Raw genomic sequence first — 21223 nt, forward strand, 5'->3', positions numbered from 1 at the left:
GGCTAGCTTCTACAGGGTTTTTTACCCGTTAACCAAGGACTCTTATGTCGCGTCGTATCTCCCCCGTCATACCCGGCTTCGGGCTGACGCTGGGCTACACCGTGGTGTACCTCAGCCTGATCGTACTCATCCCGCTGGCGGCGATGTTTGTACACGCCGCTCAACTCACCTGGGATCAGTTCTGGAACATCATCAGCGCACCGCGCGTGCTGGCGGCGTTGAAACTGAGCTTCAGCACGGCGCTGTACGCCGCGTTGATCAATGGCGTGATCGGCACACTGCTGGCCTGGGTGCTGGTGCGCTATACCTTCCCGGGCCGCAAGATCATCGACGCGATGATCGACCTGCCGTTTGCCCTGCCCACCGCGGTGGCCGGTATCGCGCTGACTGCGTTGTATACGCCGACCGGCCTGGTCGGCCAGTTTGCCGCCGACCTGGGCTTCAAGATCGCCTACACCCCCTTGGGTATCACCCTGGCCCTGACCTTCGTCACGCTGCCTTTCGTGGTGCGCACGGTGCAGCCGGTACTGGCTGATATCCCCCGGGAAATCGAAGAAGCCGCCGCTTGTCTCGGCGCCAAGCCACTGCAAGTGTTCCGCTACATCCTCGTGCCGGCATTGCTGCCCGCCTGGCTGACCGGCTTCGCGCTGGCCTTTGCCCGTGGCGTGGGTGAGTACGGTTCAGTGATTTTCATTGCCGGCAACATGCCGATGAAAACCGAGATCTTGCCGCTGCTGATCATGGTCAAGCTCGACCAGTACGACTACCACGGGGCGACGTCCATTGGCGTGCTGATGCTGGTGGTTTCCTTTGTCCTGCTGCTGCTGATCAACTTGTTGCAGCGGCGCATCGAACACCCATAAGGAGGCGCGGAACATGTCCCAATCGTCTATTTCCGCTGCGTCCTCGGCCAACGCTGCCCGTCGTGGCAGCGCGGTGTCGCGACGTATCCTGATCAGCCTTGGCTGGCTGGTGTTCTTCCTGTTTCTGCTGCTGCCGCTGTTTATCGTGGTGTCCCAGGGCCTGAAGAATGGCCTGGGCGCGTTCTTCACCGCGATCCTCGAGCCGGATGCGCTGTCGGCACTCAAACTCACGGTGATCGCCGTGGTGATTTCGGTGCCGCTCAACGTGGTGTTCGGGGTCAGCGCTGCCTGGTGCGTGAGCAAGTACTCGTTCCGTGGCAAGAGCATCCTGGTCACGCTGATCGACCTGCCGTTCTCGGTTTCGCCGGTCATCGCTGGTCTGGTCTACGTGCTGATGTTTGGTGCTCAGGGTTTCTTTGGGCCCTGGTTGCAGGCGCATGACATCCAGATCGTATTCGCCTTGCCCGGCATCGTCCTGGCAACCATCTTCGTCACCGTGCCATTCGTGGCCCGTGAACTGATCCCGCTGATGCAAGAGCAGGGCACCCAGGAAGAAGAGGCTGCGCGCCTGCTCGGCGCCAATGGCTGGCAGATGTTCTGGCACGTCACCGTGCCGAATATCAAATGGGGCCTGATCTACGGCGTGGTGCTGTGTACCGCGCGGGCCATGGGTGAGTTCGGCGCCGTGTCGGTGGTCTCCGGCCATATTCGCGGCGTGACCAACACCCTGCCGCTGCACGTGGAGATCCTCTACAACGAATACAACCACGTTGCCGCGTTTGCGGTGGCCAGCCTGTTGCTGATCCTGGCGCTCTTCATCCTGCTGCTCAAGCAGTGGAGCGAGAACCGAATCAACCGCCTGCGCAAAAGCGCCGGTGAGGAATAAGTCATGTCGATCGAAGTCCGTAATGTCAGCAAGAACTTCAACGCCTTCAAGGCCCTGGACAGCATCAACCTGGATATCCAGAGTGGCGAGCTGGTGGCGTTGCTGGGCCCGTCCGGCTGTGGCAAGACCACTTTGCTGCGTATCATCGCCGGCCTCGAAACCCCGGATGCCGGCAGCATCGTGTTCCACGGGGAAGACGTTTCCGGCCACGATGTGCGTGATCGCAACGTCGGCTTTGTGTTCCAGCACTACGCGCTGTTCCGCCACATGACCGTGTTCGACAACGTCGCCTTCGGCCTGCGCATGAAGCCGAAAAACCAGCGCCCGAGTGAAAGCCAGATTGCGGTGAAGGTCCATGAGCTGTTGAACATGGTGCAGCTCGATTGGCTGTCTGACCGCTACCCGGAACAGCTTTCCGGTGGCCAGCGCCAGCGTATCGCCCTGGCTCGCGCCCTGGCGGTGGAACCGAAGGTACTGCTGCTCGACGAACCGTTCGGCGCCCTGGACGCCAAGGTGCGTAAAGAACTGCGCCGCTGGCTGGCGCGCCTGCACGAAGACATCAACCTGACCTCGGTGTTCGTGACCCACGACCAGGAAGAGGCCATGGAAGTCGCCGACCGAATCGTAGTGATGAACAAAGGTGTGATCGAGCAGATCGGCTCACCGGGTGAAGTCTATGAAAACCCGGCCAGCGATTTCGTCTACCACTTCCTCGGTGACTCCAACCGCTTGCACCTGGGCGAGGACAAGCATGTGTTGTTCCGTCCCCATGAAGTGTCGCTGTCGCGCCATGAACTGGAAGACCACCATGCGGCGCAAGTACGTGATATCCGCCCGCTGGGCGCTACCACACGCGTGACCCTGAAGGTCGAAGGCCAGAGCGAGCTGATCGAGGCCGAAGTGGTGAAAGACCACGACAGCCTGACCGGCCTGGCGCGAGGTGAAACGTTGTTCTTCAAACCCAAGGTCTGGCAAAAAGCCTAAGCCCAAAATCAGCGCAAAACCCTTGTGGGAAGGGGGCAAGCCCCCTCCCACATTCAGACTTCTCTGGGTTTCAGATCGCGGCGCACCACCGGCCCCGACCGTTCTTCGATCTGCTGCTTCAGGTCGTGCCGCAACCCGAGCAAAAACGCCAACTCCGCCACCACAAACAGCGGCCCCACGATCAGCCCCGACACATCATCCACAAATGCAGGCTTGCGGCCCTCGTAGTAGTGGCCGACAAACTGAATCACCCAGCCCACCACAAACAGGCCGATACCGCTGCTGAGCCACACCATGGTGCTCTGCGCCGCCAGTACATGCCCGGCCCACACCGACAACCCCATCAGCACCGTCATCAGCCCACCCAGCGCCCGTTCCAGGCGCAGGTAGAACCACGCCGAAAACAGCGCAACCACCACCGCTGGCGAGAGCCAGAGCCCGCTGACCGTCCATTCGGGGCGTGACAGCAGCACGGCCACGGCGACCACAATCAGCGGGATACCGATAAAGTGGCTGGCGATATTGCGCGGGTCGCGATGGTACGCGGCGTATTGACTGAGGTGGTCGACGAGGCTTTTCATTGTTGTTCCTCCTGTAGGATGTTTGATCATGCCCCGTCAGCCAGTGCCTGACTGTCAGCTGGGCGACAATCTTCGGAGTTCTCATGGATGCAGAGAAATGGCGCCCGCAACTGGCCACCGGTCACTGGTTCAGCCACCTGCCCGGCCCTTTTCAGCATAGCCTGCTGGCCCACGCCAAGCTGCGACAGCTGACGGCGGGGCAATACCTGTTCAAGCGTGGTGACCCGCCCTGTGGCTTGTATGCGGTGCTGGAAGGCAGCCTGCGCATCAGTGCGGTGAGTGAACAGGGCAAGGAAGCGGTGCTGAGCCTGGTGGAGTTACCCCACTGGTTCGGTGAAATCTGCCTGTTCGACGGCCTGCCACGCACCCACGATGCCTGTGCCGTCGGGCCCTGCACGCTGTTGCAGGTGCCGCAAAAGGCGCTGTTGAACATCCTCGATACCACCCCGCAGTATTGGCGCGACTTGGCGCTGCTGATGAGCCATAAGCTGCGCCTGAGTTTTATCAACCTGGAACAACTGAGCCTGATGCCCGCTTCAATACGTGTGGCTCATCGGTTACTGATGATCGCCGAGGGCTATGGCGATATCGAGCACGTGCGCCGGGTGCTGCAACTGCCTCAGGAAGACCTGGCGGCGATGTTGAGCCTGTCGCGCCAGACCACCAACGCCTTGCTCAAGGACCTGCAAGCCCAAGGCATTGTGCGCCTGGGCTACGGCGAGATCGAAATCCTCGATGCCCAGCGCTTGCGTGAGGCGGCGCACACCTGAGGGTGTTAGCCTGCAAGCCTGTTTAATCGAGGTGTGTTATGCGCGTGCTGTTAGTGGAACATGAATCCGAAGAAGCACAGCGGATGGCCCAGGGCCTGAACGAGGCGGGCTACAGCGTGGAAGTCGCAGCCAACGGCATGGCGGCGTTGCGCTGGGTTGAAAGTGCAGAGTACGACCTGGTGATCCTGGACGTGATGCTGCCGGGCCTGAATGCCTGGAAGTTGCAGCAGGCGATTCGGCAGAAGGGCCAGACGCCGGTGTTGTTTCTGACCACGCCGGGCGGGATTGAAGATCGGCTGCGTGGGTTGGAATTGCATGAGGACGATTACTTGCTCAAGCCGTTCGACGCCAAGGCGTTGGTGGCGCGGGTGCGGAAGGTTTTGCGCCGGGATCGCGGGCTGTAGTGCCTCGGATATCGCTATCGGGAGCAAGCCCCCTCCCACATTGGGTGGTATTCACAAATCAAAATGTGGGAGGGGGCTCGCTCCCGATGAGGCCATCTACCCCCCCACATTTATCTAGCGCAAACCATCGCGAAACTGCCCCGGCGTCATCCCCGTCCAACGCTTGAACGCCCGATTGAAGCTGCTGGTATCGGCGAACCCGAGCAAATGACTGATTTCTGCCAATGAGCTTTGCGGGTCTCGCAAGTGCAGCAATGCCAGGTTCTCCCGACACTCATTGAGCAACGCGTCAAACCGACAGCCTTCATCGGCCAGATGCCGCTGCAAACTGCGCAGGCTCAAGTGCAGCGTCTGGGCGATACGCTCGGCGCTGGGTTCGCCGTCCGGTAATTGCGCCTCGATGGCTGCGCGCACCTTGCGCTCCCAGGTCAGCGGTTGCAGTTGGGCGAGGGTGCGTTTGAGCACGGTTTCATTGTGTGCGGCCAGTTCGGGGTTGGCGTCGTCCAGATGGCTGTCGAAGTCCCGGGCGGCGAACTCCAAGCGGTCTTCCTCGGCGCCAAAAAACACCGGCGAACGGAATACCGTGTGCCACGGTTTTGGATCCGCAGGCGCAGGTCGCCGCAGGTGCACCGCCAGCGGCGCGTACTCACGGCCCAGGCGATTGCGGCAGGTGCGCACGTAGATCGCCGCAAACGCATCAATCGCTTCCAGCGCCGGTGCCGGGCTGCCCGGCGGTTGCAGCAGGCGAAAGCGGTAGCGTTCGCCTTCTCGACTAAGCTCCAGCGTCAACGCATCGCTGACCACTTGGTGATAGCGCACGATACGCTCGAACACCTCGCGCAAACTGCCGCTGGCCACCAGTGCATAGCCCAGCGCGTGAAACGTGGTGGGGCTCACAAACCGCGACACCCGCAACCCGATGGCCGGGTCACCGCTGGCCTGCACTGCCAGCTCCCACAAACGCGTGGTCGCCGACAGCGGGTAGCGCGCGTTGGGGTCGTCCATTTGCTGGGGGTCGAGGCCGGCCTGGGCGCACAGTGCGGCGCTGTCGAGGCCGAGGGCGTCGAGCTGCTTGCGCAAAGCGCGGGTCCAGCTGGCGAGGGAGGTGGGTTCGGTCATGGCGATTGGCGCTTGGGGTCAACAGGTTGGCGTCTGTGGCTAGCGTCCTGCGAGATTGCCGGGTGCAGGATGTACACATCACTCCACAAGAGAATGGAAGCATGGACGGTATTTCTGCAAGCCCCCAGCAGATGAATGCACAACAGTGTTCAGCGCATATCCGTGAGGTGGTCCTGGCCGAAGGCGCGCGATTGCGCCAGCGGCACCCCTGGCTGTTGCAGCAGGACGCACTGGGCGCGGGCATCCTGGCCTTTGCCTTGCTGGGCATGCTCGGTTCGGCGGCGCTCTATATCACCGGCCACCTGGCCTGGTGGGCCTGCCTGTTACTCAATGCCTTCCTGGCCTCGTTGACCCACGAGCTGGAGCACGACCTGATCCACAGCATGTACTTTCGCAAGCAGCGCCTGCCCCACAACCTGATGATGGGCCTGGTGTGGCTGGCGCGGCCGAGCACCATCAACCCCTGGATTCGTCGGCATTTGCACCTTAATCACCACAAGGTTTCCGGCACCGAGGCCGACATGGAGGAACGGGCGATTACCAATGGCGAACCCTGGGGCATCGCCCGCCTGTTGATGGTGGGGGACAACCTCATGTCGGCGTTCATCCGCCTGCTGCGCGCCAAGACCTGGCAGCACAAGCTCAGCATCCTCAAGCGCTCGCTGCTGGTGTACGCACCGTTGGCGTTGCTGCACTGGGGCGCGTGGTATGTGTTTCTCGGCTTTCATGCCGCCAACGGCATCGCCAGCTTGATGGGCGCGCCGATCGAATGGTCAGCCGGCACCTTGCAGATGATGCAGGTGATCGACATCGCCGCCGTGGTGATCATCGGCCCCAACGTGTTGCGCACGTTTTGCCTGCACTTTGTCAGCTCCAACATGCATTACTACGGCGATGTGGAGCTGGGCAATGTGATCCAGCAAACCCAGGTATTGAACCCTTGGTGGCTGTGGCCGTTGCAGGCGTTCTGCTTCAATTTCGGCAGCACCCACGGCATTCATCACTTCGTGGTCAAAGAACCCTTCTACATCCGCCAGATGACCGCCAAGGTGGCGCACAAAGTGATGGCTGAGATGGGCGTGCGCTTCAATGATTTCGGCACGTTCGCCCGCGCCAATCGGTTTGAACGCGCGGAGCAGGCGCAGTCTGAAGTGAACCAGGCTGCGCCGGTGTGAAGATTACCTTCCGGTAATCCACAGACAGGTTTGTGCCTTACAGCCTCTGGCGTATTCAGCAGGCAATAAAGGCCAGGGGCAGGTCGCGAATCTGTTCGCGCACGGGCGGCTGGTAGTGGCCGTCGCTGATCAGTTCATGCAGCAGTTCTTCGCGCAGTTGGTGAAATTCGAAGCTGCTGCGCTGGCGCGGATGGGGCAGGGCAATGTCGACGACCTGTTTGATTCGCCCAGGCCGGGGCTCCATCACCACCACGCGGTCGGCGAGGACAATCGCCTCTTCCACGTCGTGAGTCACCAGCACCGTGGTGATCTTGGCGCGGGCGCGGATCGCCAATAGCTCGTCCTGCATCTGCTGGCGGGTCAGCGCGTCGAGGGCGCCGAAGGGCTCGTCGAGCAACAGGATGCGCGGGCTGGCCACCAGGCCGCGAGCAATCGCCACCCGTTGCGCCATGCCGCCGGACAGTTGGTGGGGATAGGCACGGGTGAAGTCGGTGAGGCCGACCAGCTCGATAAAGTCGCGGATGCGCCGGGTGCGTTCGGCTTCGCTCAACGCTTCGTTGACCAGGCCCAGGCCGATGTTTTGCGCCACGGTTAGCCAGGGAAACAGGCGGTGTTCCTGGAACACGATACCGCGCTCGCCACCGATGCCGCTCACGGCCTTGCCGTCGACCTGGATCTGGCCGCGAAACTGCGTATCGAGCCCTACCAGCAGGCGCAGCAAGGTGGATTTTCCGCATCCGCTGGAGCCGACAATCGCGACGAATTCGCCTTCGGCAATGTCCAGGTTGAATTCACGAATAGCCTCCAGTTCGAAGCCATCGACGTCAAAGCTCTTGCCCACATGGTTGAAGCTGACGATAGGTACGTTCATGCGTGTCTCCAGCGGGTGGCGCGGGTTTCGATGCGTTGGCCGATCAAGTTGAGGGCCGCGCCGGTGAGGCCGACCAGGAGCATGCCGCTCATGATCAGGTCCATGCGCAGCAGTTGTTGGGCGCCGATCATCAGGCTGCCGATGCCGCCATTGGACGGCATGAAATATTCCGCGCCGATGGTGCCCAGCCAGGCGTAGATCAGGCTCAGGCGCAGGCCGGCGAAAATACCTGCCGCCGCGCCCGGCAACACCAGGCGGCGCAGGCGTTGGAACAGGTTCAGGCGCAGCACTTGCGCGGCCTCGCGTAACTGCGGTGACACGTTCAGCACGCTGCGTTGCGTGGCAATAAACAATGGGAAAAATGCAGCGAGGGCGATAAATACCCACTTGGCCAGTTCCCCCAGGCCAAACCAGGCCGTGAGCAACGGCACCCAGGCAAAAATCGCGATCTGGCGCAAGGCGGCCAGGGTGGGGCCGAGTACCCGCTCGCTGCGTTGCGACAGCCCCAGCCACAGGCCCATGGCAAAACCCAAGCCGCCGCCCAGCAACAACCCACCCAACGTGCGCCCCAGGCTTTTGCCCAATGCCCCGCTCAAGCTGCCATCCAGCACTCCAGCGCCAGCCGTTTGCAGCACTGCCCAGGGGCTGATCAGAATGTTCGGGTCTACCCAGCCCTGTTGCGTCGCTGCTTGCCACAGCGCGACCAACAGCAGCGGCAGCAGCCACGGTTGCAAACGCTGCCAGCCTTGATAGCGCGGCCCGCGCCGGATCTGCGCCGTGGCCGGATGCGGCCAATGCACCCATTTGTGATCCAGCCAGCCGACGCCGCGATCCATTACCACGCCTAACACGCCGATGACTACGATGCACACGAAGACAATATCGAGCATGAACAACTGGCGTGCCCAGACCATCAGGTAGCCGATGCCTTCGCTGGACGCCAGCAACTCCACCGCCAGCAGCGATGTCCAGCCTGCTGCCAGGGCCAGGCGTACGCCCGCCATAAACGCCGGCAGCGCGGCGGGCAGGATCAGGCGACGGATCAACAGGTGCGTGGGCAGGCGCAGCACGCGAGCGGCCTCGCGCAAATGCGGCTGGGCATCGCGCACGCCCACCAGCGTATGCAGGGTGACCGGCACCACGATCGCCTTCACCAGTACCACCAGCTTGAGGGTTTCGCCGATGCCGAAAAACACCATGAACAGCGGAATCCAGGCCAGGGTCGGTACTTGCGCCAGTGCGCTGAATGTCGGGAACACCAGGCGTTCGGCGCGCGCGCTGAAACCCAAGAGCGCGCCCAATAACGCCCCGGCGCTCACCCCCGCCAACAGGCCCCAGAACAGGCGCTGCAAGCTGATTGCCAGGTGGCTCCATAACTCACCCCCGGCCAACTCCACCGCGCTGCTCCACACCAGCGAGGGCGGCGGCAGAATCTGTTCGCTCATCCAGTGATTGCGGCTGGCCAGCCACCACAGCGCAAACAGGCTCAGTGGCAGCAGCCAGGGCAACAAGCGCGCGCCCAGGTGCGGCCAGCGCAGCGCGGTGCCTTTAGCGGGGGCCGCGAGAGGTAGGCTCAGAAGTGAAATTCGGGCCATGGAGGACCTCCGTTGTCGCCGAATGCTTTAGGTGATTTCGATCTTATAAAATCGCAATCAAGATGATTGTGAGATAAGAAAAATCATTTAAAGCCGCAGCACGGTGCGCATCCAATGCATTCGAAGAATATTTTCGATGCTGTTTATGCATAACCCTCTGGAGCCTGCGTTTTAACCTGCATAGTCCTAAATGTTATTAAATTGTGAATTTATAGTATTTAAAGTTTTGATCAGGCTGTGCCTACTTTCTGCTCACCAGGCGACCGTCGCCCACCAGGAGCTGCGCTTATGAAACTGCCCTTCAAACGTCTGATCGCCCTGTTCGCGAGCACCGCCCTGGCTGGGCTGGTGCAGGCGGCCGATCTCAAGGAGATTCGCATTGCCGTGCCTGACCTCAGTGCCGGCAGCCAGCACAGTGGCGGCGGTATCACCGACGTGTTGCAGAGTCAGCAGATCTTCGAAAAAGCCTTTGCCGACCAAGGCATCAAGATTCAGTGGAATTACTTCAAGGGCGCCGGCCCCGTGATCAACGAAGCCTTTGCCAACGGGCAGGTGGACCTGGCTTACCTGGGTGACCTGGCAGCGATCATCGGCCGCTCCAATGGCCTGGATACCCGCCTGCTCAGCGCCTCCGCGCGCGGCGTGAAGCATTACCTCGGCGTGGTGCCGGGCTCGGGCATCAAGACCTTGCAAGACCTCAAGGGCAAGCGGGTGGCGGTGTTCCGTGGCACGGCCAGTCAGTTGTCGTTCGACAGCGCGCTGGCCAGCCAAGGCTTGAGTGAAAAGGACCTGAAAGTCATCAACCTGGATTTCAGCGCCGCCATTGCCGCCCTGGCCGCCAAGCAAATTGACGCGACGTGGGGCGGCTCGGGCCTGACCGCGCTGCAAGCCAAGGGGCTGGCCGAGATACCGCTGACCACCAAGGACATCGGAGGCGCCGGCAGCGTACAGGCGGTATTGGTGGGCAGTGCCAAGTTCGTCGACGAGCACCCCGACGCGCTGGCCAAGTTGCTCAAGGCCCAGCAGCAAGCGGTGCAGTGGTTGACCGATGACAACAACAAACAGGCGTACATTGACTTGGTGTCGGGGCTGGCCAGTTACCCGTCGGTGATCCTGACCAATGATTTGAAAGACCAGAAACTCAGCGAGATTTTCCCCTCGACCCTGGACCCGGTATTCCTCGGCAAATTGCAGGACGCGGTGGACTTGGCGTCGAAGGAACGGCTGATTCGCAAGCCGTTCCAAGTGAGTGATTGGGTGGCGCCTGGGTTGGTGGCGGCGGGGCTCTGAGCTGACGGGTGCCTGGGCTCTGGGGCCTCAGTGCTGAACCTGTGGCGAGGGGGCTTGTCCCGCGTTGGGGCGCGTAGCGCCCCCAAAGAAGGACGAATGCGGGGTACCCGATGCTCCGCAGAGACAGCTTTTGGGGCTGCTGCGCAGCCCAGCGCGGGACAAGCCCGCTCGCCACGGGGAAATATGACGGCCTTCAAAAGTTGTGTCGATACCGATGGTTATCGGGGCAAGCCCCCTCCCACATTTGTAATACGTTCGCCCGTGGGAGGGGCGGTGCGACGACTCGACTTGCTTGCGATGAGGCCCTTCAAACCGCCAGGCTTAGGTCCTGGCGGTCCACCTCTATCAACGTCTCAATCATCGCCTTGGCCGCCGGCGACAGGCGCGACCCCGTGCGGCTGACAATCCCGCACCGCGCGCTCAAGGTTTCCATGTTCTGCGGCAGGTTGCGCCAGTGCAGCAGCACCAGCGAACCCTGGGCGATGTCCTCGGCAAATGCTTCCTCAGTGCCCACGCCGATGGCATTCGATTGCAGCACGATCTTCACCAGCGCCGGGAAGTGTTCGGTCTGGATGCTCGGGGAGAAGTCCATGCGCCCACTGAGATTGGCCAGCAGTTTGCGAATGCCCTGGGAGATCAATGGCGCGGCCAGCGGGTAGTCGAACATGTCGTTGGTCGACAAGCTGTCCTTGGCCAGTAACGGGTGCCCCGGGCGGCAGAAAAACACGCCGCGCTTGGGTGTCAATGCGCGGGTCTGGAAGTTCGGGTCGGCCTCGAACTGGCGGATGTCGGCGATAAAAAATTCGATCTCTTCACGGCTCAGGCTGCGGCTGAGTTTTTCCCAGTTATCCACCTGGAAACGGGTGCGGATTTTCGGGTGGGCGCCGATAAAGCGTGCCACCGCATCCGGCACCAGTTTCACCGCCGGCGCCGGGCCGCAGCCGAAGCGCAGGTCGCCGGCGTCGAGCTTGGTCATGCGTGTGACTTCACTGCTGAGCAGGGCTGCGCCGTGCACCAGGCTCAAGGCATGTTGCAGCACCACCTGGCCCTCTGGCGTAGGGCGCAGGTCCTTGTGGCCCCGGTCGACCAGCACACAGCCGAACTCCTGTTCCAACCCCTGGATGCTGCGGCTGAACGCCGGTTGGGTGATGCCCATGGCGTCCGCAGCACGAACAAAACTGCGGTGTTCGTTGAGGGCGATGAAGTAGCGCAGTTGGCGAAGATCCATATGCTTTCCCTGCATGTGAAAAATAGGTCGAAGGCATTTGCGACCGAGGGAGCTGAGGTTTTAAATGCAAGCTCTTATTCCGTCAACGAAGTATTTGTTTGTTTGCTAGATCTAAAAAGCATATGAGTAGAGCGTTGCTGGAAAGCATCCACCATCAGCAGGCACATGAGGGTCATCACAATGAGCAACGCCGCATTAGCTGTTCAACCCGTCGCCCAGGCGCTCGACATCCACCCGGTCGCCGGCCGCATCGGTGCCGAAATTCGTGGCATCAAACTGTCCGGTGACCTGGATGCCGCGACGGTCGAGGCCATCCAGCAGGCGCTGGTGCAGTACAAGGTGATCTTCTTTCGCGAGCAGACCCACCTCGATGACCAGCGTCAGGAAGCTTTTGCCCACTTGCTCGGCGAGCCGATTGCCCACCCGACGGTGCCGGTACGCGACGGCACGCGCTTTCTGTTGGAGCTGGACGGCGCCCGTGGTCAGCGGGCCAATTCCTGGCACACCGACGTGACCTTCGTCGACGCCTACCCGAAAGCCTCGATCCTGCGTTCGGTGCTTGCGCCCAAGTCTGGTGGCGACACGGTGTGGGCGAACACCGCCAGCGCCTACAACGACCTCAGCGTCGAGTTGCGCGCCTTGGCCGACCAGCTGTGGGCCGTACACAGCAACGAATACGACTATGCCGGGCGCAAGCCGGATGTGTCGGTGGAAAAACTCGAGGAATATCGCAAGGTCTTCACCTCCACGGTGTACGAAACCGAACACCCGGTGGTGCGTGTCCACCCGATCAGCGGCGAGAAAACCTTGCTGCTGGGGCACTTCGTCAAGCGCCTGAAAGGCTACTCCCAGGCGGATTCGACGCAGCTGTTCAACCTGCTGCAAAGCCACGTCACGCGTTTGGAAAACACCGTGCGCTGGCGCTGGAACACGGGTGACGTTGCCATCTGGGACAACCGCGCCACCCAGCATTACGCGGTGGACGACTACGGTACCCAGGAACGCATCGTGCGCCGCGTCACGCTCAAGGGCGATGTGCCGGTGGGCGTGCAGGGGCAGCGCAGCCAGACTACCAAAGGTGTTTAGGCCAGGTTGAAGATCAACCATATGGGAGGGGGCAAGCCCCTTCCCACATTTGATTTGTGGCGTTTACCAGACGCCGATCTGCACGACTTTTTCCGCTTCCGGCTCACCATACCGAAACCGTTGGCCCCGCAGCGCGATCTCTGAGTGGCTGATGGTGGTGCGCCGCTTCAAGCCGCGCAGCCATTCGAACAAGTAACCCGCGTGAGTGTCGCGCACGGCCGCATAGGCCGGGTCGGAGCCCAGGTCGTGCACTTCCTGTGGGTCATTTTCCAAGTCGAACAACTGCGCACGGAAGCCGTCATAGGCCAGGTACTTCCAGCGTTCGCTGCGCACCATGGTCATGCGGCAACGGTCGATGGGTTGCGCCAGGCGCTCGCGGGCCGGGGCCTGGAACGCGTAGTCGTATTCGGCGATGGCGTAGTGGCGCCAAAGGGGTTGCTCGCCCTGCAACAGCGGGATCAGTGAGCGGCCTTCGAGGCGATGCTCTGCCGCTGGCAGGCCCAACGCATCGAGAAACGTTGGCAGGGCGTCGATGGTTTCCACCAGGCGTTCGTCTACCGAGCCGCGGCTGATATCGGCGCTGGCGCGCGGGTCGCGCACGATCAACGGCACACCCACCGCAGGCTCCAACAGGAATTCTTTTTCACCGAGGAAGTGATCGCCGAGGAAGTCGCCGTGGTCGCTGGTGAACACAATCAGCGTGTCGTTCCAGCGCTGGTTGCTTTGCATAAAATCGAACAGCCGACCGAGTTGATCGTCGATCTGCTTGATCAGGCCCATGTACGTCGGAATCACCGTGAGCCGTACTTCATCACGGGAAAAATTCAGGCTCTCCTCATGCTGACGAAATGCCTGGTACACCGGATGATCGCTGGTTTGCCCAGGTTGAATGGGCGCCTGGATATGCTCGGCACCGTATAGCGCGTGATACGGCGCGGGCGCGATATAGGGCCAGTGCGGCTTGATATAGGACAGGTGCAGGCACCACGGTTTTTCGGCCTGCTCGCGGATAAAGTCGATAGCGCGGTCGGTGGTGTAGACGGTCTCTGAATGCTCTTCGGCCACCCGTGCCGGTCGCCCGGCGTTGCGCATGTGCCAGCCGCTGAGCACTTCGCCGTCTTCGCCCTCGGCGGCATTGGCCCATTCATGCCAGGGGTTGGCGCCGCTGTAACCCTGCTCGCGCAGGTAGTGGGTATAGGGCGCGGACTCGCGCTTATCCTCGAACAATGGGTTGTCCGGGTAGATGCCGTCATGGCGCAGATAAGCGTCGAAGCCGACCTCATTCAGCGACTCGGCCTGGGCGCTGTCGGGGTCGATATTCAGGCGCTGCAACGCGTCCAGGTTTGGCGTGGCGTGGGTCTTGCCCACCAGTGCGGTGCGGATGCCGTGGGGGCGCAGGTAATCGCCAATCGTCAATTCTTCCAGCGGCAGCGGCACCGCGTTCCACGCCACCTGATGGCTGCTGACATAACGCCCGGTATAGGCCGACATGCGCGACGGGCCGCAGATCGTGCCCTGGGTGTAGGCACGGCTGAAACGCACGCCGGCAGCGGCCAGGCGGTCGATATTCGGCGTATGCAGATGAGCATGGCCGTAGCACGACAGGTAATCGCGGCGCAGTTGGTCGCACATGATGTAGAGCACGTTGCGCACGGGTTGGGGTTGGGTCATGGCAGTTCACCGAATGGAAGACAGGTGAAGTTTTTCGCCGTTCGGGCAGGGCGCTGGCAAGTGCATTTGAGGACTGGGTTTGATGCAGCCAATGCATGGGTGTTGCTTGCGGTGCTTTCGCGAGCAGCGCTGGTTCAGACAGCGACATTCTCCAATGCACACACGTCCTCATCCCGCTCATCGATCTGCTTGATCTGTTCGATCATCGCCTCCGCCAGCGGTGACAGCCGATACCCTGCGCGACTGACGATGCCATAGCGGGTGTAACGCTCTTCGAGGTCCTCGGCCAGCCCGTCGATCGTCAAACACACCAGCTCGCCCCGCGCCATGTGCAGCACATCGCTGTTGGCGCTGACGATGCCGATGGCATCCGAACGCAGCACCACACCCATCAGGCTGTAGCCGTTTTCGCATTCCACATTGGGCAGGTAGTCCGGCCGGCCGCTGAGGTCGACGATGACTTTGCGCAGGTTCGGCGGGCGGATGGTCACGGCCAGTGGATAACTCATCAGCTCGGCGGCGCTCACGCTCTCGCGTGCGGCCAGCGGGTGGCCGATGCGGCAACAGAAATACCAGCGGCGCGCCCGCAGGCGGTAGGTGTGGTAGTCGGGGTTGGCTTCGAAGTGGCGCGTGTCGGCGACGAAGAATTCGAACTCTTCGCTGAGCAGGCGTTTGCTCAGGCTTTGCCAGTCATCGACCTGGAATTGCACGCGGGCCTTGGGGTAGCGCCCGATAAAACTGCCGATGGCACGCGGTATCAGCCCGGCCGCCGGTGCCGGGCCGCAGCCGAAGCGCAGTTCACCGGCCTCCAGGCCATTGAACTGGCTGATCTCGTTGGCCAACTGCTGGGCGCCGCTGACCAGGCGCCGTGCATGTTCGAGCAGCACCTGGCCTTGTTTGGTGGGCGCCAGGTCCTTGCGGCCACGGTCCACCAATTGGCAGCCGGCACTGTGTTCCAGGGCCTGGATGCTGCGGCTGAACGCCGACTGCGACAGGTTCACGGCCGACGCCGCCGCGACAAAACTGCGCTGTTCGGCGAGAGCGATGAAGTGACGCAGCTGGCGCAAGTCGATATGCATTTTTCACATCAAAAATATCCGGGAAATGCATTGGCTATGCATTAGGTCGACTCCTTATAAAGGCTATCTCTTATGCAGTAAATGTTCGTAAAAACATAAATAAATAACTTTATGGAATATGTGTTGATGGATATTCCTGGGTTCCGGAGCCGCTTATGAGTCTGTTGAAGCCTGCTGTACCTTCCTCACCCTGGCGGCTCAAGCGCCTGCCGTTGGCACTGTTGCTGGCCGGCAGTGCCACGTGGTCGCCCAGCCAGGCCGCCGAAACTCCTGCGCCTGCCGGCGAGGGCGAGGGCGCCAGCGGCCAACTGGAAACCGTCACGGTGACTGCGCGGCGACGCACCGAAAGCGCCCAGGCCGTGCCGACGCCCATGAGCGTGGTCGGTGGCCAGGCATTGGAAAGCCAGCGGGTGTATCGGATTCAGGATTTGCAGCAACTGGTGCCCAGCGTCAACGTCGCCTATATGCATGCGCGCCAGTCCAGCGTGTCGATCCGTGGCTTGGGCAACAACCCGGCCAGCGATGGCCTGGAAGGCAGCGTGGGGTTGTATATCGATAACGTGTACCTGGGGCGCCCGGGGATGGCCGTTTTCGATCTGATGGACATCGAGCAACTGGAGGTGTTGCGAGGGCCCCAGGGCACCCTGTTCGGCAAGAACACCACCGCTGGCGTGATCAATATCAGCACCCGTGCACCGACGTTTACCCCGGAACGCAGCATCGAAACCTCGCTGGGCGAGGACGGTTATTTCCAGACCAAGGGCACGATCTCCGGCCCGCTGAACGACGACTTGGCGGGGCGTTTCTCGGCCTATCGCACGCGCAGCGACGGTGACATCAAGAACGAATACGACGGCCATGACCTCAATGGTGGTTCACGCCAGGGCTTTCGCGGGCAACTGCTGTACAAGCCCAACGAGGCGTTCAACCTGCGTTGGATCGGTGACTACAACGAAGAAGATTCCAGCGCGGGTACCCGCGTGCTGTACAGCACCGGGCCGACGATCAATGGTACCAACCTTTATCAATCCCGGGCCGCAGCGGCGGGGGCAACCCTGGTCGACGGCACCCATCGCAAGGTCAACCTGGACAGCGACCAGCACGTCACCGTGTTCCAGGGCGGCACGTCCCTTGAGGCCAATTGGACGCTGCCGAGCGACTTCACCCTGACCTCGGTCAGCTCCTACCGCTGGTGGAATTTCACTCCGCGCAACGATGACGGCCTTAACGTGCCGGCGACCTACAACGCCGGTGTATCGGTGGAAGATAAGCAGTGGTCCCAGGAGTTCCGCTTGGCCTCGCCCACCGGTGGGTTCTTCGACTATGTGCTGGGCGCCTATTACTTCGGCAATTCCCTGGATAACACCTCCTTCGCCTACTACGGGCCCAAGGCCGATATCTGGAATGGGACGCCGACCGGTGCGTTGAATGATGTGAGCAGCGTCGGCAACGGGCATATCCGCACCGACAGTTTTGCGCTGTTCGCCCAGGGCACCTGGCACCTGACCGAACGCCTGGACTTCACCGCCGGCTTGCGCGGTACCTACGAAGAGAAAAGCGCCTGGGTCACGCGCAATGCCCCGCTGGGCGGCGCGGCGGTGACGGGCGCGGCGGCCACGGCACGACGTGGACGCACCGGTGCGTATGACTCGGGCGACCTCACTCAATACAGCGCCACACCGTCGGGGCTGCTCAACTTGAGTTATCACTTCAACGATAACCTGCTGGGTTACGCGACGCTGTCCCACGGCGAGAAGTCCGGCGGGGTCAACCTGGCGGTGGGTTCTGCGCCGACAGCCGGGGCCGACTCATTGCTGATTGGCACCGAGCGCGCCAACAACGCCGAGCTGGGTTTTAAAAGCACCCTGTGGGACCGCCGCCTGCAGCTCAATGCCAACCTGTTCTGGACCCAGGTCAACGGCTACCAGACCAATGCCTACGACCAGGACAACCGGGTGCAGTACCTGACGAACGCCGGTTCCGTGCGTTCGCGGGGCGTTGAAGTGGAAAGCACCGTGGTGCCGATCAAGGGCCTGACCCTGAATATCAATGGCTCGTTCAACGACGTGAGCTACCTGTCTTACAAGGATGCACCGTGCCCGCCGGAAGTCAGCCTGCGCCCAGGTGCACCGGCCTCCTGCGACCTGACAGGGCACCCGGTGGTCGGTGCGTCGAAGTGGATCGCCAACGCCAACGGCGAGTACAAATGGAACCTGGCCAATGGCTTGGAGCCCTACATCACCGCCAGCTATGCCTTCCGTTCCAAGGCGGTAGGTACAGTGGAAGATTCCGACTACGGGCAGATTCCTGCCTATGCGGTGGTCAACCTGTCTACCGGCCTGCGTGGCAACTATCAACAGGGGCAGTGGGACGTGTCGTTGTGGCTGAAAAACGCCTTCGACAAAACCTACTACACCACCCTGTGGACGGGCGGTAACGGGGGTTCTGAAGGGTTGTTGGGTTCACCGCGCACGTTAGGCGTGACCGGGCGCTACGACTTCTGAACCGGTGCGATAGGGGGCTAGGCTGAACACCGTCAGCCCCCCATGCACACCACCGGCAAGCTGGCGAATCCGCCCATGAATGAGTGGTCAAGTGTCATGCAGGAGCTCTTGGGTGCTCAGCGCAACTTCAAGGCTTTAGCCCAGGGGGCTGGCGTGTAGCCCACATGGCCGTAATTGTCTGTTTTGCCATTGAGCACTGTGAAAACATGGTTGTTCTCGGCCATGACCCCCGGTGCGCCGTTGATCAATGCCTGCGCAGTGGTTTGCTGGACATAGTTTTGCAGCCCTAGCCGGTTCAGGCCCTCTTGGGTGTGTTCCCAGGTATTCAAGCTATCTACGGCCGCTCTAAAACTGTGAGCTGCAAAGCCATCATTGTTCTCTAGTTGTGCCCGCTTGGCACTGACGGCATACATGAAATTGGCAGCGTTCAGTATCGTCTGGTTGTTGCCCGTAAACCCTGAGCAACTGGCTGCATAGGCGAGTTCATCGTTTGTCACATGGTAATTTTTATTGTGGTTGTCTCTCATTCTGACGTCAAACCCGTCGGAGGTTTTTTACCGACCAGTACACCTCATTGGGGCCGCCAAACCTCTGCATAGCTGCTTTTATCCCGGCGACGGTGACGCAATTCATGGAGCCCCGCAGTTGTCTGAAACCATTTAGAAGCGCTGTCGGCGTATAGGGGTTGGCGGTTTGAGTCTGGAGGCGCGTGTTGGCCAAAGGCGCTCGGGGTGGGTAGCGGGTGATTGGATTGCTGTGAGGGACATAGATACTCATGAGGGCTTCATCCTTGTGCGAGTTCTGATATCAAGTGACGTGTTATCAAGTTCGTCGAATTGAACCTCTGGGTGGTTGGTGACGGCTCCAGGTTCCGAGCAAGAGTGTGCGAAGAGATGTTCTTGTCTGGCCGTTGGGGACTCTCTGGCACCTTTGGACACCCGGCCAATCGGCGCTCAACCCATGTCTTGCGTGAATATTTTTTATGCCTAAAAAGCATCGATATTCAGAGCCCAGCGCCGAAGCCTTGTAGGACGTGGCTTTGGCGTTTCAGGATGCTTCGCTTATTCATTTTTTGTCTATGTATAACTTTAAAGGTTACTTTAAGAGATAAGCGTCTGGCCCCGATGATTCAGCCCTCGACGGCCTCCCATGCAGGCCCGTCGGTTTTTTGGTTTCAAGACCGTAGGGAGTGAATCAATGGGCAATGTCCAGACCGCCGCCAGTGCACCCGAGGCGCAATGGCGCCAGGCACCGGGTGGTGAGTTGGTCGACCTTGGCCGGCCGCATCGCGCGCCGCTGGGGCAATTGCGTCTACAGAAGACCCCCAAGCGCTTCTCGAGCCGTCGCGAGGGGATTGTACTGGGCTTGCTGGTGTTGGCCCTGCACGGCGCGGTGATCTATTGGGTGAGCCAGAAGCCCACCCCGGTGCTGCCGATTGTGCCGCCGGAAATTCCACCGATGACCATCGAATTTTCCCAGCCGGCGCCGCCGGTAGTCGAGCCGCCACCGCCTGTGCCGCCACCCCCACCGGTGGTGGAGCCACCGCCGCCGGTTGTGGATGAGTTGGCCGCCAAGCCGGCGCCGCCCAAACCGGTTGCCAAACCCAAGCCTAAGCCGGTGCCCAAGCCTGAGCCAAAACCAGTACCCAAGGCGGTCGAGCAACCGCCTGTGCCGCCCACACCGGCACCGCCCGCGCCCGTTGCTGCCCCTACGCCGGCTCCGGTGACGCCTGCCTCGGCCAACGCCGCGTACTTGAAGAACCCGGCGCCGGAGTATCCGTCACTGGCTCAGCGTCGTGGTTGGGAAGGCACGGTGTTGTTGCGGGTGCATGTATTGGCCAGCGGCAAGCCGGGTGAGATCCAGGTCCAGAAGAGCAGCGGTCGCCAGCAACTTGATGACGCCGCACTGAGCGCGGTGAAGCGTTGGAGCTTCGTGCCGGCCAAGCAGGGCGATGTCGCCCAGGACGGCTGGGTCAGCGTACCGATCGATTTCAAGATTCACTAACTATTGGGTAGCGGTGTGTCGCACACACCGCGACCGGCACAGAGGGAAAACATCATGGCATTAGCATCTCCACTTGAATCCATCGAAAGCGCGGTGATTTGGCTGTTGGTGGTCTTTTCGGTCGCCACCTGGGGCTTGGCCCTGCTCAAGGGCGTGCAGTTCGGCCGCCTCAAAGCCCAGGATCGCAAATTTCACACACAGTTCTGGGCGGCGTCGAGTCTCGACTCCGCCGCTGAATTGGCTGAAACCCAACCGGGCGCTGCGGCCCGCGTGGCCCAGGCCGGTTATGCCGCGATCCAGGTCGGTGATGCACCGCACGCGGCGGACTTGAGCCAGGCCATCAACCACCAGGACCGCCTGGAGCGCGCCTTGCGCCAGCAGATCGTGCGCGAGCGCCGCTCGTTGGAAACCGGCTTGGCTGTGGTCGCCAGTATTGGTAGCACCTCGCCATTTATCGGCCTGTTCGGCACCGTGTGGGGGATCATGGAAGCGTTGAAAGGGATCAGTGCCGCCGGTTCTGCGAGCCTGGAAACCGTTGCAGGTCCAATTGGTGCGGCGCTGGTCGCCACCGGTGTAGGGATCGCCGTCGCCGTGCCGGCCGTGCTGGTCTACAACTACTTCCTGCGCCGCTTGAAGCTGACGGCCGCCGACCTCGACGACTTTGCCCACGACTTCTACAGCCTGGCGCAGAAGCATTCGTTCCGCGTGCTGCTGCACCCGGCACTGACCAAAGCCAGCGCCGGCAGCCCGCAAAAAGTGAAGGAGGCGTCCTGAGATGGCCTTCTCCACGCAAGACAGTGATGAGGTGCTGAGCGAGATCAACGTCACGCCGCTGGTGGACGTGATGCTGGTGCTGCTGGTGGTGTTTATCGTCACCGCACCGCTGTTGACCAACTCGATCCCGATCAACCTGCCCAAGACCCAGGCCGTGGCGCCGGTGGAACAGAAAGACCCGCTGGTGGTGAGCATCGACGGCGGCGGTAAATTGTTTATCAACAAGGACGAAATCCAGCCGGACTTGCTGGAATTCAACCTGCAGGCGGCCAAGGCCAAGGACCCCGATGTGCGGGTGCAACTGCAGGCTGACGATGGCGTGAACTACGGCGAAGTGGC

At 61.4% G+C, this 21223-nt stretch carries 20 protein-coding genes; 12 read left to right on the forward strand and 8 right to left on the reverse strand.

The features are described 5' to 3' along the window. Nucleotides 1–44 precede the first annotated feature (44 nt). The 3 genes from cysT to M5B43_RS21810 are packed head-to-tail and all read left to right on the forward strand — an operon-like array spanning nt 45 to nt 2733. Complete coding sequence (cysT, locus tag M5B43_RS21800) at nt 45–863, forward strand: sulfate ABC transporter permease subunit CysT (protein WP_248752015.1); 819 nt, start codon at nt 45–47, stop codon at nt 861–863. Between the two features lie 13 nt (nt 864–876). Continuing rightward, nucleotides 877–1749 (forward strand): sulfate ABC transporter permease subunit CysW, encoded by an 873-nt coding sequence (gene cysW, locus M5B43_RS21805; protein WP_248752016.1) that lies wholly within the window; start codon nt 877–879, stop codon nt 1747–1749. A gap of 3 nt (nt 1750–1752) precedes the next feature. Then, a complete protein-coding gene (locus tag M5B43_RS21810) occupies nt 1753–2733 on the forward strand; it encodes a sulfate ABC transporter ATP-binding protein (protein WP_248752017.1) in 981 nt (326 codons plus the stop codon). Between the two features lie 53 nt (nt 2734–2786). On the opposite strand, the gene M5B43_RS21815 is transcribed toward M5B43_RS21810, so the two are convergent. Further along, nucleotides 2787–3314, reverse strand: a complete 528-nt coding sequence (locus M5B43_RS21815; RefSeq protein WP_248752018.1) for an Mpo1-like protein — start codon at nt 3312–3314, stop codon at nt 2787–2789. 83 nt (nt 3315–3397) lie between these two features. Between M5B43_RS21815 and M5B43_RS21820 the strand changes: the two genes are divergently transcribed. Together M5B43_RS21820 and M5B43_RS21825 are read left to right on the forward strand one after the other, a co-directional pair. After that, nucleotides 3398–4084, forward strand: a complete 687-nt coding sequence (locus M5B43_RS21820) for a Crp/Fnr family transcriptional regulator (RefSeq protein WP_248752019.1) — start codon at nt 3398–3400, stop codon at nt 4082–4084. Nucleotides 4085–4122: 38 nt separating this feature from the next. Further along, nucleotides 4123–4488: a response regulator gene (locus M5B43_RS21825; protein ID WP_248752020.1), complete on the forward strand. Its 366-nt coding sequence runs from the start codon at nt 4123–4125 to the stop codon at nt 4486–4488. A 114-nt stretch (nt 4489–4602) separates the two neighbouring features. Here the strand turns inward: M5B43_RS21825 and M5B43_RS21830 are convergent, their stop codons facing one another. Beyond that, the gene (locus M5B43_RS21830) at nt 4603–5607 is read right to left on the reverse strand and encodes an AraC family transcriptional regulator (protein WP_248752021.1); all 1005 of its coding nucleotides are present in this window, start codon (nt 5605–5607) and stop codon (nt 4603–4605) included. Nucleotides 5608–5708: 101 nt separating this feature from the next. Between M5B43_RS21830 and M5B43_RS21835 the strand changes: the two genes are divergently transcribed. Beyond that, nucleotides 5709–6782 (forward strand): fatty acid desaturase, encoded by a 1074-nt coding sequence (locus M5B43_RS21835; protein ID WP_248752022.1) that lies wholly within the window; start codon nt 5709–5711, stop codon nt 6780–6782. 55 nt (nt 6783–6837) lie between these two features. Here M5B43_RS21835 and M5B43_RS21840 read toward each other — a convergent pair whose 3' ends face one another. Together M5B43_RS21840 and M5B43_RS21845 are read right to left on the reverse strand one after the other, a co-directional pair. After that, nucleotides 6838–7653 (reverse strand): ABC transporter ATP-binding protein, encoded by an 816-nt coding sequence (locus tag M5B43_RS21840; RefSeq protein WP_248752023.1) that lies wholly within the window; start codon nt 7651–7653, stop codon nt 6838–6840. After that, complete coding sequence (locus M5B43_RS21845; protein ID WP_248752024.1) at nt 7650–9248, reverse strand: ABC transporter permease; 1599 nt, start codon at nt 9246–9248, stop codon at nt 7650–7652. Before M5B43_RS21845 ends, M5B43_RS21840 begins: the two co-directional genes overlap by 4 nt. A gap of 288 nt (nt 9249–9536) precedes the next feature. On the opposite strand from M5B43_RS21845, the gene M5B43_RS21850 reads away from it, so the two are divergent. Next, a complete protein-coding gene (locus M5B43_RS21850; RefSeq protein ID WP_248752025.1) occupies nt 9537–10538 on the forward strand; it encodes an ABC transporter substrate-binding protein in 1002 nt (333 codons plus the stop codon). Between the two features lie 307 nt (nt 10539–10845). Here the strand turns inward: M5B43_RS21850 and M5B43_RS21855 are convergent, their stop codons facing one another. Continuing rightward, complete coding sequence (locus tag M5B43_RS21855) at nt 10846–11766, reverse strand: LysR family transcriptional regulator (protein ID WP_248752026.1); 921 nt, start codon at nt 11764–11766, stop codon at nt 10846–10848. A 180-nt stretch (nt 11767–11946) separates the two neighbouring features. Here M5B43_RS21855 and M5B43_RS21860 point away from each other — a divergent pair, with 180 nt between their 5' ends. Then, nucleotides 11947–12852 carry a TauD/TfdA family dioxygenase gene (locus M5B43_RS21860; RefSeq protein ID WP_248752027.1) on the forward strand — a complete coding sequence of 302 codons (906 nt, stop codon included), beginning with the start codon at nt 11947–11949 and terminating at the stop codon, nt 12850–12852. A gap of 63 nt (nt 12853–12915) precedes the next feature. Here the strand turns inward: M5B43_RS21860 and M5B43_RS21865 are convergent, their stop codons facing one another. Both M5B43_RS21865 and M5B43_RS21870 read right to left on the reverse strand, forming a co-directional pair. After that, nucleotides 12916–14523, reverse strand: coding sequence for an alkaline phosphatase family protein (locus M5B43_RS21865; RefSeq protein ID WP_248752028.1), 1608 nt, complete (start codon nt 14521–14523; stop codon nt 12916–12918). Nucleotides 14524–14657: 134 nt separating this feature from the next. Then, entirely contained in the window at nt 14658–15602 is a 945-nt protein-coding gene (locus tag M5B43_RS21870; RefSeq protein WP_248752029.1) for a LysR family transcriptional regulator, read from the reverse strand. 155 nt (nt 15603–15757) lie between these two features. Here M5B43_RS21870 and M5B43_RS21875 point away from each other — a divergent pair, with 155 nt between their 5' ends. Then, nucleotides 15758–18106, forward strand: coding sequence for a TonB-dependent receptor (locus M5B43_RS21875; protein WP_248752030.1), 2349 nt, complete (start codon nt 15758–15760; stop codon nt 18104–18106). A gap of 116 nt (nt 18107–18222) precedes the next feature. Here M5B43_RS21875 and M5B43_RS21880 read toward each other — a convergent pair whose 3' ends face one another. Next, nucleotides 18223–18633: a hypothetical protein gene (locus M5B43_RS21880; protein WP_248752031.1), complete on the reverse strand. Its 411-nt coding sequence runs from the start codon at nt 18631–18633 to the stop codon at nt 18223–18225. Nucleotides 18634–19303: 670 nt separating this feature from the next. On the opposite strand from M5B43_RS21880, the gene M5B43_RS21885 reads away from it, so the two are divergent. The 3 genes from M5B43_RS21885 to M5B43_RS21895 form a co-directional block, all read left to right on the forward strand. After that, entirely contained in the window at nt 19304–20110 is an 807-nt protein-coding gene (locus tag M5B43_RS21885; RefSeq protein WP_248752032.1) for an energy transducer TonB, read from the forward strand. A gap of 51 nt (nt 20111–20161) precedes the next feature. Next, nucleotides 20162–20884, forward strand: coding sequence for a MotA/TolQ/ExbB proton channel family protein (locus M5B43_RS21890; RefSeq protein WP_248752034.1), 723 nt, complete (start codon nt 20162–20164; stop codon nt 20882–20884). A 1-nt stretch (nt 20885) separates the two neighbouring features. Then, on the forward strand, nt 20886–21223 hold a 338-nt coding region (locus M5B43_RS21895), incomplete at its 3' end, for a biopolymer transporter ExbD (protein WP_248752033.1).

The sequence above is a fragment of the Pseudomonas sp. MWU15-20650 genome (assembly GCF_023242475.1).
GTDB lineage: Bacteria > Pseudomonadota > Gammaproteobacteria > Pseudomonadales > Pseudomonadaceae > Aquipseudomonas.